The organism is Frankia sp. AiPa1, assembly GCF_023243075.1.
GTDB lineage: Bacteria > Actinomycetota > Actinomycetes > Frankiales > Frankiaceae > Frankia.
In genome coordinates, this window is record NZ_JALKFZ020000142.1 from 12,460 (window position 1) to 27,348 (window position 14,889).

The following is a 14,889-nucleotide window of genomic DNA, read 5'->3' on the forward strand; positions in this document are numbered from 1 at the left end:
CGGGCGCGCAGCGCCGGAACATCAGTTGGCCATGTCGACGAAGCGGGAGTAGTGGCCCTGGAAGGCGACGGTGACGGTGCCGGTCGGACCGTTGCGGTGCTTGGCGATGATGAGATCCGCCTCGCCGGCGCGAGCGGACTCCTTTTCCACCGCATCCTCCCGGTAGAGCAGGATGACCGCGTCCGCGTCCTGTTCGAGGCTGCCGGACTCGCGCAGGTCGGAGACCTGGGGGCGCTTGTCGGCACGCTGCTCGGAGGCGCGGTTGAGCTGGGAGATGGCAACCACCGGCACCTCGAGCTCCTTGGCCAGCAGCTTCAGGGACCGAGAGATCTCGCTGACCTCCTGCTGGCGGCTCTCGACCTTCTTCGGCGAGGACATGAGCTGCAGGTAGTCGAGGATGACCAGGCGCAGCTCGTTGCGCTGCTTGAGCCGCCGTGCCTTGGCCCGGATCTCCATCATGGTCAGGTGCGGGCTGTCGTCGATGAACAGCGGCGCCTCGGCCACCTCCCCCATCCGGCGGGCCAGGCGCCCCCAGTCCTCCTCGGTGAGCCGACCGGTGCGGATGTTCTGCAGCGACACGCGCGCCTCGGCGGACAGCAGCCGCATGGTGATCTCCATGCGGCTCATCTCCAACGAGAAGATGACCGACGTCATCCCGTTCTTGATCGACGCCGCACGTGCGAAGTCCAGCCCCAGAGTCGAGTTGTGCGTCGGAATGCAGGCTTCGCCTGCCAGGTAGAGATGATCCGAGTTGTCGACCTCGACGCATCGGACCGGCACAGGCTGGATCGGCCGGACAGCTGTGATGTAGCGCAGCCCTACCCCCGGATAGCCGGTCGGCCGCAGCCGCTGCGCCTTGCCAGTAAGCCGGAACACCTGATCCTGCGGAGCGAAATCGATCGTGAAACGGGTAGAGGCCGCCTCCGACCTCCCCCGCACCCGCTTCGTCGTGACGGTCGCCCGGTATCCCAGCGAAAGGACAAGCTCGCGAACGTCACGGACAAGTCGCGCGTCGGTGGACGTGAACTCCACGGTCGACCCGTTGCTCGCCACAGTGCCGCCGGTGTCGAACAAACCCGCCAACAAGTCACGTCGTTGCTGCTCGGCAGCCCGCAGGTAGGAGGCGGGGATGTGCTTGATCTCGGGATCCGTGGACGTCAGGCTGGCCGTGGCCGAAGTGCCATCTCCGAGGCACGCGCCAAGCAGATAGGGGTCGAGAGGAAGGTCGACGACCGGCAGCTGGAAGGGCCGGGCGACGTGCACCGCGTGGTTGGCTCGGTTGTCCCCCGTCGGGCAACGTAGGGTGCGCGCGATCTCCTCCGTTGTGACTGGCCTGGTGAGCACCCCGACACGGGCCTCAGACCGATCCGTGGCAGCACGGCGATCCGCTCTCGTCTCGGTGACCCACTGATGCTGGGCATCGGCGACGATCACGGATCCGTCTGAGAACTCGACCTCGTAACACGGCCGCCCGTGCATCACTTCGGTGGCGGCGACCACTCGCGTCGGGCGCCCATCGGCGCCGATCAGCTCATCGCCAACGGCCACGCGCCCCATCGTCGTCCAGCCACCCGGTGTGGGAAGCGGCGTATCGAGCGCGAGGGCCTTTCCGACGGCCGGCCGGGCGGCGATGATCCAGAGCTGGCCGCCGTGCAGGCCGTTGGTGAGCTCGTCGAGATCGGTGAAACCGGTCGGCACGCCGGTGAGCGAGCCCTCGTGACCCGCGATCGACTCGATCTCCTCCAACGCGGGATTGAGAAGCTCACCCAGCGGAAGATAGTCGTCGTTGGTGCGCCGCTCGGTGACCTCGTAGACGGCGGCCTGGGCCCGGTCGACCACGTCGCTGACGTCGGGCGCGGCGCCGAAGGCGAGCTGCACGATGCGGGTACCGGCCTCAGCCAGGCGGCGCAGGGTGGCCTTCTCGCCGACGATCCGGGCGTAGTAGCCGGCGTTCGCCGCGGTGGGCACGCTCGAGATCAGCGTGTGCAGATAGCCGGGGCCACCGACGCGCTCGAGCATGTCGCGCCGGCCGAGCTCGGCGGCCACGCTGATCACATCGGCCGGCTCCCCGCGGCCGTAGAGATCACCGATGACCTCGTAGACGGTGCCGTGGGCCGGGCGGTAGAAGTCCGTCATCCGCAGGACCTCGACGACGTCGGCGATGGCGTCCTTCGACAGCAGCATGCCGCCAAGCACGCTCTGCTCGGCCGGGAGGTCGTGTGGCGGCGTCCGGTCGAACTCCGGCGAACCGCCGGCACCACGCGAGATCTCGGTGACGCTCACGAGGCCCCCTCCCGACTCGGCCGGCCCGTCTCGACCCAGTCCCGGCCGGCCCGCCTCGGCCGACCCGCTTCGGCCGGACCCGGCGGCGCCAGTCTGACCGCAGCCATCTTTCGAACATATGTTCGCATCGACTCGGGTGGAGGTCAACCAGGCGCGCCGTGGCCCGAGCCAGGGCCGTGCCGCGTCGCCGACGCTCCGGCGTCCTCCCGGATCCCAGCCGGATGCCGGATACGCATCCCGCGCAGATCCTGAAAATCCCTGCACATCTGAAAATCCCTGTGCAGACCCTGGGCCTGCTTCTCCCTGGCAGGCCCCCGTCCCGGGCCCCGAAGTGCATCCCGACGTGCATCCAGACAGGTGTCCGGCGGACCGGAGGCTCCAGCCTGACCGGCCCGACCCTACGGACCGGCAGGCCCTGTCGCCAAGAAGTTATCCACAGGCATCTGTGGATAGAGTGTGGATAACTGGCCGGATCCTGGGGAGAAGCTCGGGACAGTCGGCGCCCATCTGTGGACAACAGATGACCCCAGGGCCGAGGAAATCCAGGTGCGCCGCACACCCTCAGCCGGCCCCCTGTGGAAAACGAACAGGCGAAAAAACTTTCCGGCTGGGACTCATCCCCGTGGAGTCCCCCGAACGCGGAACTCCCCCGAAACCGCCACCTGTGTAGTGGGGCGATACCGGGGGAGTTCTTTCCCAACGGGACGGATGCGGGATCGGAGAAACCCGCACCCGATCCCGCCGGGGCGTTTCCGGACCAGGCCTCGTGGCCGGGCGCCTGGAGACTATGCCTTGCGGACCTGGACCTTCAGCGAGGCGGTCACCTCGGGGTGCAGGTGCACCGCGACGGTGTGCGCGCCAAGCGTCTTGATCGGCGTGGTCAGTTCCACCCGCCGACGGTCCAGGTCGGGGCCGCCTGCGGCCGTTACGGCCGCGACGACGTCCGCCGCCGTCACAGATCCGAACAGCCGACCCTCCGTGCCTGCCCGGCTGATCAGGTCGACCTTGAGCCCGCCGAGCTGGCCGGCGATCTCGTTGGCGTGGTCGAGGTCGCGGACCGCCCGGGCAGCCCGGGCCCGCTTGATCTGCTCGACCTGGCGCTCGGCCCCCCGGGTCGCGAGAATCGCGTACTTGCGCGGCACCAGGTAGTTGCGTCCGTAGCCGTTCGCGACGTCGACGATGTCACCCGGGCTACCGAGCCCGGGGACCTCCTGAGTCAGGATGAGCTTCATCGCGTGACCCCCTACCGCGCCGAGGCGGTGTAGGGCAGCAGCGCCATCTCGCGGCTGTTCTTCACCGCGGTGGCGACGTCCCGCTGGTGCTGACTGCAGTTGCCGCTCACCCGACGGGCGCGGATCTTGCCCCGGTCAGAGATGTACTTGCGCAGCAGGGACGTGTCCTTGAAGTCGATGTACTCGACTTTGTCCTTGCAGAAGATGCAAACCTTCTTCTTGGGTTTGCGCACGGCCGCCTTGGCCATGGACGTGCTCCTACCTCGTTGTGCCGTCCTCGATGACGACGACCGGCCGCTCAAAACGGAGGCTCGTCTGAGAAGCCACCGGCCGGCTGCTGCGACCAGGGGTCATCGTTCGGGGCACCGCCGCCGTAGCCACCGCCGGACCCGCCCGCCGGCGCGCCACTGGCGGGTGCGCCACCGGCGGGTGCGCCGTAGCTGCCGCCACCGCCGTAACCGCCACTTCCGCTGGGCCCGCCGCCGTAGCCACCGCCACCGCCACCGCCACCCGCGCCACCACCACGGGCGGCGCGGACGACCTTGGCAGTCGCGTAGCGCAGGCTCGGGCCGACCTCGTCGACCTCAAGCTCGATCACAGTGCGTTTCTCACCCTCACGCGTCTCGAACGAACGCTGCTTGAGCCGGCCGGACACGATCACCCGGGCGCCCTTCTGCAGCGACTCGGCGACGTTCTCCGCGGCCTGCCGCCACACGGAGCAGCGCAGGAACAGCGCCTCGCCGTCTTTCCACTCGTTTGTCTGGCGGTCCAGCGTGCGCGGAGTGGATGCCACGGTGAAGCTGGCAACCGCGGCGCCGTTCGGCGTGAACCGCAACTCAGGGTCGTTGGTCAGGTTGCCAACGACGGTGATGACAGTCTCACCGGCCATGGGCGCCCTCCCGGATGTCGGTGGCCCACGCCGGCGCATGCCCCGCCGTCGCCGCGGACCGGGTCATGCCGCCGCCACGCGACGGCTCTGGCGAGGCCGCTTCGGCTCGGGGAGCCGGATGACCTTCGTGCGGAGGATCGACTCGTTCAGGACGAGCTGACGGTCGAGCTCGGCGACCACGGCCGGCTCGGCGTGCAGGTCGATGACCGCGTAGATACCCTCATGCTTCTTGATGATCTCGTAGGCGAGCCGGCGACGACCCCAGATGTCGACCTTCTCAACCACACCGCCGCCCTGCCGGACGACACCGAGGTACTGGTCGAGGGAGGGCGCAACGGTGCGCTCCTCAAGATCCGGATCGAGGATGACCATCAATTCATAGTGGCGTGCCAAGGGTGAACCCACCTCCTGTGGACTCGGCGGCCACGGATGTTCCGTGGCAGGAGGAGCCGCGCCCCGGATCCGTGTCGCCACAGACGCCCCTGGCGTCGACGATCACAGGAACCGCTCGCCCGGGACGACCGGACGATGATCCGTGCACGCGGCCCGGATGCGGTGGCCGGACCGATCAAGCTGATCGGTCAGCGCCTGACCAGCAGACGGACGCGTACACCGACGCGCGGCATGTCTCCCTGAGTGTACCGGCTCCGCGCACCCTGACGTGGCCCATGGTCGCGCGGCGGGCAGACGTCCGGTGTCGCGTCTGGCCGGCGGCTATCGGCCCGGCCTGGCACCCGCCCTTGCGCCCAGGGCCCGAACGACGCGCAGCCATGCGGTGACCACTCCGACCAGGAGAACGAGATCAACAGTGATGAGCAGTCCACGCACATGTCGGGACGGCGACGGATCGGCAAGCGCGAGGCCGAGCGCCGCGAGGGCGACGAGCAGGGCTGCGCTCACGAGGACACCGGCGATGGCCCGCGCTGGCGTCCCGCCCGTCGGCGTCGCGTGACCAGCGCCCTGCCCTGCGTCGTTCATGGCTGCGTCGCGCATCCCTTCCGCTGTCGTGGCCGCCCGACGCGTGTCGGCGGCACGCGTTCAGACGCCAGTCGTGGATCTCGCCACCCGTCGAGCCGTGGTCACTCACCGCCACCAGACGTTAGTCGACCCACTGGCCCTGCGTGAAGGCGATCACGAGCACGGCCATCACCGGCGCGCAGATCATGAGATACACCGGCGCCACCCAGGTCCGGCGGGAGGCAGCTCGGGCGAGCAGGAGATACAGCGGGAAGGCAACGAGGATGCCACGGATCCCGGAGGCGTAGTAGCTCGTAGAGGCCATGATCGCGGTCATCACGCCGACGAAGGTCGCCTCGCCCCACCGACGGCCGGCCAGCAGGACGATCGTCAACCCCACGCCGACGACGACCGCGAGCAGCTCTCCCCGCCAGAACCACGCGAATGTCGACGCGCCGTCGCCGTCCGTCGCGGTGGACCAGGTGGCCGCCCATCCGGACCAGGGCCAGTCGGTCCCGCGGTGCCAGCCGGCCCGCATCGCGTCGGAGTACGACGTCCAGACGCCGGTACGCGCCCGCATGTAGGACTGGAAGGCGACTATCGCGAGAAACGGCAGAGCCAGGGCCGCCGCCGGCCGAGCGAACACCGGCTTCTTCTCGCCTCGGCGGGTGACGATGTACTGCACCACCAGAGCCACGCCGAACGCGATGCCGCTGACCCGCGCGGACGCCGCCCCGGCGCCGAGCAGGCCCGCAAGCCACCAGCGCTCTCGCCGGGCGGCGAGCCAGGCGGCGGTCGCGCAGGCCAGGAACAGCCCCTCCGAATAGGCGGCGAACAGGAACACCGCGTATGGGAAGCAGATGAGGCTCAGCACCGCGAACCGTGCGTCCGGCTCCCCCACCTCGTCCGCGGCGAGCCGCCAGAGCGCCGCGGCGGTCACCACCCCGGCCAACAGCGAGACCACCAGTCCGGCGGCGATCCAGTCCCGCACGAACAGGTGCGCGAACCGGATCGCGAGCGGCAGGCCGGGAAAGTCGACCTCGGTACGATCGCTGTAGGCCGGGGACCGGTATCCGTAGCGGGCGACCTTGGTGAACAGGCCGACATCCCACCGGTCCCACAGCGTGCGCAGGCCCGGCGCGCTGCGGGCAGGACTCGTGCTCAGGGCGCGCGCCGCGCCCAGTGACAGCAGCGCGACGGCGACTCGGCTGGCCAGCCACAGCGGCAGGGTCGCCCGCACCGCCCCCGGCACGCGGTCCCACCCGGATCGCGGCCCGGATGCCCGCACGCCGCTGCGAGGCGTCTGTTCGCCCTGTTCGCCCTGTTCGCCCCGGCCCGCGCCCAGCAGCGCCCCGTCCACCGGACCGCTATCCATCGTTCGGCCCGTCAGCGTCCGAGCCCGGGGCGGTGTCGGTGTCCGGGCGACGACGAGGACGGAACAGGGCTCCCGGCTCGATCTGGGTAGACGTCGCCGGCTCTGCCGACGAGGAGGCGGCCGGCGAGGAGACGGCCGGCGAGGGCCCGACGGATGTGGGCATGGTGACGGCGGCGACCATGCTGGCCAGGCCGCTCGCCGGGTCGGTGCTGGCCGGATGGGTCGGGCGACCCCGCCAGCCGCCGCGGACGTCGGGGGCGTGGTCCAGCACGCCGCCGGCCGGATCGTCGAGCGCGTCGGGGTCGAGGCCGGCGTCCGGGCGATCAGCATCGGAGCGCTCGGACGGGCTGCGCCCGCTGCCCGCCCGGACCACGTCGGTGCGCGGGTGCAGGATCTCCCGCACGACGAAGCCGGCCATCACCAGCAGGACGAAGTCCCGCAGGGCGACCGCGCCGACGAACCAGCCCCGGTCGATGCCGTGCCGGCCCTGGGTGTCGTTGTAGATGAAGTGCATGAAGCGGGTGAACATCACCCAGAACTCGCAGGCCTGCCACACCAGGAACAGCCGCCAGCGCGGCCGGGCGAGCGCGACCAGCGGCAGCAGCCAGAGCGTGTACTGCGGTGAGAAGACCTTGTTGCTCAGCAGAAACGCGACCACCAGCAGGAACAGCACCTGGGGCAGCCGCGGACGGCGCGGCGCGAACCAGGTGAGCAACCCGATCGCGAGGACCGCCACCGCCAGAGTCGCCGCTGTGACGATGTTGAGCGTGCTGACCGGCAGGCCGTGCTCGCGGATGCCCCGCAGGACGAGCGGCACGGCGATGACGATGGTGGCGAACGCCGCCACCGCCGAGGCGATGACCAGGTGCCGGGTATCCGGTCGGTAGACGATGAGGGCACTCGCCGCGGCGATCAGCAGGACCGCGGTCACCAGGCAGATCACCAGGTGCATCGGCCCGAACCAGGATGGGTCGTGCCGGTCGGCGAGCCAGGTGGCGCCGAAGGCGACCGAGTCCCAGTCGGCCCCCCGCTCGGAGTTGAGGTCGAAGAACCGGGCCAGCGCGTTGCGTGCCCCGTCCGGGCCTCCCCCCAGCAGACTGGTCCAGTCCCCGCCGTGCCAGAACGTTCCGAGGATGCTGTCGCCCACCCGGTCCGCCTGATCGTCGAAGTAGCCGGCCGTCAGCCACAGCGGGACCAGCACCACGACTACCGTGACCAGGGCTGACCCGAACGCCTTGCCCCACTCGCGGACCTTGCCCGCGCGCAGGCACAGGAACAGCAGGCCGAGCAGGAACAGCGCCGGGTAGAGCTTCGTGAGGATGCCGAGCCCCAGCAGCACCCCGGCGAGCCGGGGGGCCCGTCTGGACCAGGCGAGCATGCCACCGGTCGCGAAGGCGACGGCGACGATGTCCCAGTTCGTCAGCAGGTGCAGCACCAGGGCGGGCGCGAGCGCGAACAGTGCCGCGTCCCAGACTCGTCTGGATCCCGCGGTCCGGGCCGTGCAGAACACCGCCACGCAGGCCGCGACCAGGAACAGCAGGGCGGTGAGGTCGTAGAAGACGGCGGATCGCCGATCCATCGTGTAGTGGTCGACGACCCGCTGGCCGCTGGCGTCCGTCCGGTAGACCGGTTTCGGCCCCGAGGCGAGGCCGGCTGGCCAGGCGACGAGTGCCATCGCCGCGCCGATCAGCGGCGGGTACTCCGTCGGATAGTCCAGATAGGGGAGCTTCCCGTCGATGAGGCCCTCCTGGCTGTAGAGGGCGACCACGTCGGAGTAGCACAGCGCGCTGTACTGGTATTCGTGCGTCCAGTTCCGGGTGTCCCGGCAGCTCGCCTTCTGCGCGTAGCCGAGCACGGACGTGAGGATGACCAGTGCCATCAGAACTCGCAGCGGCGTGAGCCAGGAGCGCCGGCTGGGAACGACGGCATGCGCGCCGGGCGGCCCGCCGATCAGCTGACTCGCACCCCGGGCGACCGGGTCCTCCCGAGCCGGGCTGACGCGGGCGGGTGACGCCTGTGTCGTGGCCATGCGCGCCATTCTCACCCACCGTCGCAACGGATCATCCCAGGACCAGCGACGCACCGCCCGCACGGGCGGTCGGTGCGACCTCGCGTCTCGCGCTGCCAGCGGGGCACGGGGCAGCGCGACACCGCCGGACTCACCGCCACGGTGGCCCCGCGCGGCGCTGCTCCAGGCCGGACGGGGTTCCTAGTCGGAGGGGGTCGGGTCCGAGGAGCCGGTGAGGGTCGCGGCGGGTTCGGGACCTCGGGTACGCGAGGCAACCGACCTCAGGCCCGGCGAGCCCGTCGCCGCGGTCGGACCGTCGCTCACCCGTTGTTCCCGAAAGGGTCGACGAAGATCCCCGTCTGGCGTGGCCGAGACCCCCCGTTCTGGCCGCCCTGCTGACCACCACTCGTCTCCCCTCCGTTGCCGCCACCGAAGAGGTCGCCCAGGCCGGAGAGGGGATTCCCGCTCTGGTCGGCGTCCGGTGCCGCGGTCATGGTCGGGGTCGGGGCCGGGGGTTCGTTGTCCTGCACCATGCCGCCGAAGGCCGGCGGGTCGAACGTGGACTTGGGCACGCCCTGCAGAGCGGCGTCCATGAACGCCTTCCAGACCTCAGCGGGATACGTTCCTCCGTACACTCCCCGCTGCGCGCCGGGGATTCCGGTGAGCAGTTCCTTGTCGGTGCCGTTCCCGCGGAACATGTCGACGCAGGATGCCAGTTCCTTGGTGTAGCCGCAGAACCAGGCGGACCGGAACGACGTCGACGTACCGGTCTTGCCGGCGGCCTCGCGGCCACCGGCAAGCGCTGCCCTGGTGCCAGTCCCGCCCGGCTCAGTGATCACGCTCTGCAGGGCGTAGGTGGCGTCGCGGGCGACCGAGGACGGGATGACCTGCTTGGCCTGTGAGTCTCCGGAGTAGATCACCTGCCCGCTGCCGTCGACGACCTTGTCCACGATATGGGGCTTGGCACGGACTCCGTTGCTGGCGAGGGTCGCGTAGACCGACGTCATGTCGATCGCGTGGACCGGGTCCTTACCCAGGGTGATACCCGCCTCGACCGGGAACGTGGTGCTGTCCGGAATACCGAGCAGGTGCGCCGTGTCGATGACGTTCTGCACGCCGATGTTCTGGGCCAGCGGAACGTACACGGTGTTGATCGAGCCAGCCGTCGCATCGATGAGGTTCTTATAACCGAGGTCGCCGGCCTCACCTTCGTCGTTGTTCACCACGTAGTTGCCCGGCAGCGTGATCTTTGCCGGCGCGGCGAAGGTCGATTTCAGGTTGATGTTCTTCTGGAGCGCCGCGACCAGTGTGATCGTCTTGAAGGTGGAGGCGGACTGCACCTCGGCGCCGGACACGTTGTCCACGTACTGGCTCCGGCCCTGGGAGTCCTGGCCATAGAGCGTCCCGCCGTACCAGGCAAGTATCCGCCCGGTCCCGGGTTCGACCGCGGACAGGCCGGTCCTCAGATCCGGCACCGCCTGGTAGGCCGGGCCGATCACCTTCGTGACCGCCTCGTAGGCGGCCATCTGCCGGCCCTTGTCGATCGTCGTGGTGATGCGCAGACCACCATTGTCGATCTGGTTCTCGGAGATGCCGGCCGCGGTCAGTTCGTGTTTGACCTCGTTCTGGATATAGGCGACCTGCGCGGAGCTGGCCGCGGCGCTCTCCTCTGCCTTGGGCAGCACCGCCGGTGGCTGTTCCCTGACCAGGGACGCGGGTGCCCAGCCCTCGTCGACCATGGTCGCGACCACCTCGTGCCATCGGGTGGCGGCCGGGGCGGGGTTCTTCGCCGGGTCCAGATAGTTCGGCGACCGGATCAGACCGGCCAGGACCGCGCTCTGCCCGGGTGTGAGGTCTGCCGCCGTGGTGTTGAAGTAGGCCTTGGCGGCCGCCTCGATCCCGTAGGCCTGACGGCCGAAGTAAATCGTGTTCAGATAGAACTCAAGGATCTTCTCCTTGGAGTACTTGCGGTCCAGTTTCACCGCCAGCACGATCTCCCGCATCTTGCGGGTGAACGTACGTTCCTGGCTCAGGTATGCGTTCTTCGCATACTGCTGAGTGATGGTCGATCCGCCCTGCATGTCACCGCCGGTGAGGTTGACATACAGCGCCCGCGCGATGCCCTTCGGCGAGATTCCGGGCTCGCTGTAGAACCGTTTGTCCTCGGCCGCGAGCGCCGCGTTCTGCATGGCCTTGGAGACCTTCGACAGGGGGACTTCCTCGCGGTTCACCGAACCGATCCGGGAGAGCTCGTCGCCCGTCTCCTGGTGCGCCCCGGACGGCGGGCCATAGTAAATGATCGACGTCTGGGCAGTCCGGACCTCGTCGGGCAGCGGAACCCGGGTGGCCGCGTAGATCACGGCGATGCCGGCGACGAACAGCAGGATCGAGGAGAACAGACCGGCCAGCACGAGCCGGCGCAGCCAGCGCGGCCGGCGACGCCACCACTTCGGGCCACGGGTGCCCTCACCCGGTCGGCCCGGACGACGACCACCGCCGCCGCGCCGGCCGCCGCGCTCGGGGACGTCCCCCCCGACCGGCGCACCGACCGCTGCCCGGGACATCCGCGAGGTCGCCGCCGGCCCCGGCCCCGTTCGCCCGTCACGCCCCGGGGTCGGTCGACGGGTGCCGGTCCGGCCGCCGGCGGTGAGACGCGCCGGCGTCGCCCCGCGCGCGCCGCCGCTGTCGCCGGCCTCGCCAACCCGCACGGCCATCCGCTCGGTCAGCTGGGTGGGCCGCTCCCGTCGCCCTCGCCCCGCAATCCGCCGGGTGCCTGGGCCGGCCATCAGCGCGGTCGCGTCGTCCTCGGCCTGATCCCGGCCGCCGCGCCCTCGACCATCCTGCCCTCGGCTGCTCTGGCTGGCGCCATTCCCAGGCTGGCTCACCTTTCCGTAGACGGTCGAATCGGCGGTGCGTTCCCGCACATCGACGCGGCGCAGTGCGGCCTGGTCGACGGTGTCGTACATCGCGTCCGCGGCGACGCTCGCGGCGGTGCCCCGGGTGGTGCCCTCGCCACGTCGGCCGCGCCGCCCACCAGTCCGAGGAATGAGATCGGTTCCGGTCCCGCGATCGGCGCTGGCCTGACGGGCGTCGGCGATCCCCCGGCGCACCCCGGACGGACCATTCTGACCCGGCCCATCAGAGCCCGACCCATCCCGACCAGGCCCACTCACACCGGGTCCGTTCAGGCCGGACCTGTCCGGACCAGACCCATCGCGATGGGGAACACCCGCTCCCAGGGCGTCGCGACCAACAACATCGCGACCAACGACATCGCGACCAATGACACCATGTCCCGCCACATCACGATGTCCCGCCACATCACGACCGGGAGCATCACGGAATGGAACGTCACGAACGGGGACATCGCGGCGGACGTCCGCGTACGGCTCAGCCCGGGGCGCTGCCGGCGCGGGGGAGACCGCCCTGGTCGCGGCAGGATCGGGGCGAACAGGATCGGGGCGAACCGCCGGAGCGCGCCCCGCGGCCGGCGTCGCTACGCCACGACCGCCACCTGCGGCTCCCAGCACCTCACGGCCGGGCACCCAGCCGCCACGAGCCGGTGCCGGTGCCGGAGTCGGTGCCGGAGTCGGGGTCACACGAGGCACGGGCCTGCCGACCGGGGACGGCACGAGCGCGGTACGGGCATCCCCGCCCTCGGCAGCCCGGACGGCCGGGGGCACCAACGCCACCCGATCCGCCGGTGGACGCGCCGCGCGGCCGGACCCGCCAGCCCGGCCGCCGTCGCGGTCGGTCGGACGGCCGATGCGACGATCGCGGGGAGGCACTCCCTCCTCGGGATAGGCCTGATCCGCGGGGAGCGGCCGATCCGCGTCGGGCCGGTAGGCACTCGGGTCGTGGGGAGAGCTCACCAGCCGCTCCATCCGTTGCTACGGGTCTGTCCGACAGGCGATGCGCCGCAGGAGACGGGCCCGCATCCTTGCGGGCCACCGGCACTGGCCCAGGCACCGGCAGGCTCGGGCTCGGCAGGCGCGCGCGGACCAGACAGCAGCCACGTCGGCGAGAGCGGCCCGCGCCCGGAAACCGGCCGGATGACCGGAACCCTTACCCGCGCCGGACACCTACCGAAGAGACCACGGCAGAAGACCACGCGCAGCTCGCGCCGATCCTGGACACGCCGTGATCTCCACATGGCCTACCAGGATCTCACGTCAGATTCCGCCCTCTCCCGCCGGGCGCCCCGTCCGGTATAACCCGTTCGGGCTACCGCGGCCCCCCATCCGTGAGGCCAGACGCAGAGCACGGACGCCACGGTGCGGGCGGCCCGGGGCCAGCCGGGAGCCAGCCAGGGTCAGAACCAGGAATCAGGTGTCGGCCGCGCGCCGACGAGCCGAGCGCTTCGCCGTGGGTTCGCCCGTGCCGATCACATAGGACAGGGTGAGGTGATTCCACCCGCATGGGCGGCACACCTCGACCACGTACACCCGCAGCTCGCTGTACCTGGTGGCGAGCCCGGGCAGATCCCGCGTAGCCCGCGCCCGGCCAGAGCTCTCCCCGAGTTCGTCGCCGTAGGTGTACGTCACGTGGATCAGCGGCTCGCCGGACCGGCACACCGGGCAACGCTTCGTCGTCGGCTCGCCGTGGTACTTGGCCGCACGCAGCAGATAGGGATGCGCGTCGCAGACGTCGAGCGACGACAACCTGCCCGCACTGAGGTCCGCGAGCGTCGCCCGGCGGGCGAGCGCGTAGTCGATGACCGACCGCGGACGCATGGTCCAACGGTACGCCGGGGGCGTCCCGCGGGCAGATGCTCCAAGCAGATCCACACCGATGGGGACCATCTCCCCGGCTGCCACTGCGGCCGGCGTCGTCCGTCCGTCTGCCACCAGCCCGCCCGCGGCCACCAGCCCTGCCGGGCACTCTGCGCACCGGCGGGCGTCTTCCACGCTGTCGGACGGCCCACTACCCCGGCATCGGCGCCGCGTCACGCCGCCGGGCCGGGGGTGTTGTGACCGGGATTACTCGCCTCATGGCCACCTCCACGTCGCCGATTGGTCATTTGTGGTTGCGGTTCTCGTCCGGAGACGTCTATCCTCGATGTATCGCATCGATATGTCGGAGCGACACCATGTGGCTGCAACACCATGTGGCTGCGACACCAGGTCGCTGCGAACACGGCGCGAACCAGGCCAAGGAGGTGGGGCATGCTCGAACTGGCGGTCCTGGCCCTCCTGTCCGAGAGCTCGATGCACGGCTATGAGCTGCGCAAACGGCTCGCCGCCCTGCTGGGCGCGTTCCACCGGTTCAGCTACGGCTCGCTCTACCCCTGCCTGCGCCGCCTCGCCGACGCCGGGTATGTGACCGCCGACGACGTCGTCGCGTCGACCCGGCTGGGCGGGCGCAGCCGGGTCGTCTACACGCTCACGGGTGAGGGCAAGGAGAAGCTCGCCGAGCTGCTCGGTGAGGGCGGGCCGTCCTCCTGGGAGGACGAGATGTTCGGCGTGCGGTTCGCCTTCTTCGCGAAGACGGACGCCGACGTCCGCCTTCGCATCTTGGAGGGCCGCCGCGGTCGTCTCGAGGAGCGCCGAGAGAAGGTCCGCTCGGCGCTGAGCCGGACCGTCGAACGTTTCGACAGCTACACCCTCGAGCTGCAGCGCCACGGCCTGGAATCCGTGGAGCGCGAGGTTCGGTGGCTCAACGAGCTGATCGAGACGGAGCGGGCCGCAGCCCCGGTAGCCACGGCAGGCCCACAGTTGTCCACAGCATTCACCGAGTTGTCCACAGCTTCGTCCACAGGTCCGGCGTCGGTGGCTGACGACCCGGCCGAAAGGCCGCGGTCAGGATCCACCAGCCGGGCGGGCGCCTCCTCGTCCACCCGGCAGCCGCCGGCCGCGGGGTCCGCGCCACGGCGGCGGCGGCGGGCAGCACCCCACGCCGAGGTCGCCGCGCAGGCCGGCCCCGGCCCGCGAGCCGATGCCGATGCGCACCCGCCCTCTGTGGCTGGCAGTGGCGGCATCGGTGCCGAACCGTCCGTTGCGGAGCTGACCGCTACGGATCTGACCCGCCCCAGCCCGGACGACGAGGTTCCGGCCGGATAGTCCGCATCACCCCGCGGTGGGCACCGGGGCCGGTTCGGTCCACCGGATCCGGGCGACACCGTGGCGGACAGTCATGCCCAGATTTT

12 protein-coding genes are annotated in these 14,889 nt (G+C 70.4%); 1 reads left to right on the forward strand and 11 read right to left on the reverse strand.

Features of this window, described 5'->3' with window-relative positions; translation table 11 throughout:
• Positions 1–21: 21 nt before the first annotated feature.
• The 11 genes from dnaB to MXD95_RS15890 form a co-directional block, all read right to left on the reverse strand.
• Positions 22–2,283: a replicative DNA helicase gene (dnaB, locus tag MXD95_RS15840; protein WP_374122044.1), complete on the reverse strand. Its 2,262-nt coding sequence runs from the start codon at positions 2,281–2,283 to the stop codon at positions 22–24.
• Positions 2,284–3,068: 785 nt separating this feature from the next.
• Complete coding sequence (gene rplI / locus MXD95_RS15845; protein ID WP_250641396.1) at positions 3,069–3,515, reverse strand: 50S ribosomal protein L9; 447 nt, start codon at positions 3,513–3,515, stop codon at positions 3,069–3,071.
• A gap of 11 nt (positions 3,516–3,526) precedes the next feature.
• Positions 3,527–3,763 carry a 30S ribosomal protein S18 gene (rpsR, locus tag MXD95_RS15850; RefSeq protein WP_250641397.1) on the reverse strand — a complete coding sequence of 79 codons (237 nt, stop codon included), beginning with the start codon at positions 3,761–3,763 and terminating at the stop codon, positions 3,527–3,529.
• A gap of 50 nt (positions 3,764–3,813) precedes the next feature.
• Positions 3,814–4,404: a single-stranded DNA-binding protein gene (locus MXD95_RS15855; protein ID WP_250641398.1), complete on the reverse strand. Its 591-nt coding sequence runs from the start codon at positions 4,402–4,404 to the stop codon at positions 3,814–3,816.
• A gap of 63 nt (positions 4,405–4,467) precedes the next feature.
• Positions 4,468–4,797 carry a 30S ribosomal protein S6 gene (rpsF, locus tag MXD95_RS15860; RefSeq protein ID WP_285223654.1) on the reverse strand — a complete coding sequence of 110 codons (330 nt, stop codon included), beginning with the start codon at positions 4,795–4,797 and terminating at the stop codon, positions 4,468–4,470.
• A gap of 321 nt (positions 4,798–5,118) precedes the next feature.
• Positions 5,119–5,382, reverse strand: a complete 264-nt coding sequence (locus MXD95_RS15865; protein ID WP_250641399.1) for a hypothetical protein — start codon at positions 5,380–5,382, stop codon at positions 5,119–5,121.
• Positions 5,383–5,503: 121 nt separating this feature from the next.
• Positions 5,504–6,736, reverse strand: coding sequence for a glycosyltransferase family 39 protein (locus tag MXD95_RS15870; RefSeq protein WP_250641400.1), 1,233 nt, complete (start codon positions 6,734–6,736; stop codon positions 5,504–5,506).
• Positions 6,729–8,774, reverse strand: coding sequence for a glycosyltransferase family 87 protein (locus MXD95_RS15875; RefSeq protein WP_250641401.1), 2,046 nt, complete (start codon positions 8,772–8,774; stop codon positions 6,729–6,731). Before MXD95_RS15875 ends, MXD95_RS15870 begins: the two co-directional genes overlap by 8 nt.
• A gap of 290 nt (positions 8,775–9,064) precedes the next feature.
• The gene (locus tag MXD95_RS15880; RefSeq protein WP_250641402.1) at positions 9,065–11,854 is read right to left on the reverse strand and encodes a transglycosylase domain-containing protein; all 2,790 of its coding nucleotides are present in this window, start codon (positions 11,852–11,854) and stop codon (positions 9,065–9,067) included.
• 74 nt (positions 11,855–11,928) lie between these two features.
• Complete coding sequence (locus MXD95_RS15885; protein ID WP_250641403.1) at positions 11,929–12,111, reverse strand: hypothetical protein; 183 nt, start codon at positions 12,109–12,111, stop codon at positions 11,929–11,931.
• A 958-nt stretch (positions 12,112–13,069) separates the two neighbouring features.
• Entirely contained in the window at positions 13,070–13,477 is a 408-nt protein-coding gene (locus tag MXD95_RS15890; RefSeq protein ID WP_250641404.1) for a DUF5318 family protein, read from the reverse strand.
• Between the two features lie 432 nt (positions 13,478–13,909).
• On the opposite strand from MXD95_RS15890, the gene MXD95_RS15895 reads away from it, so the two are divergent.
• The gene (locus MXD95_RS15895; RefSeq protein ID WP_480024081.1) at positions 13,910–14,803 is read left to right on the forward strand and encodes a PadR family transcriptional regulator; all 894 of its coding nucleotides are present in this window, start codon (positions 13,910–13,912) and stop codon (positions 14,801–14,803) included.
• The last annotated feature ends 86 nt before the right edge of the window (positions 14,804–14,889 follow it).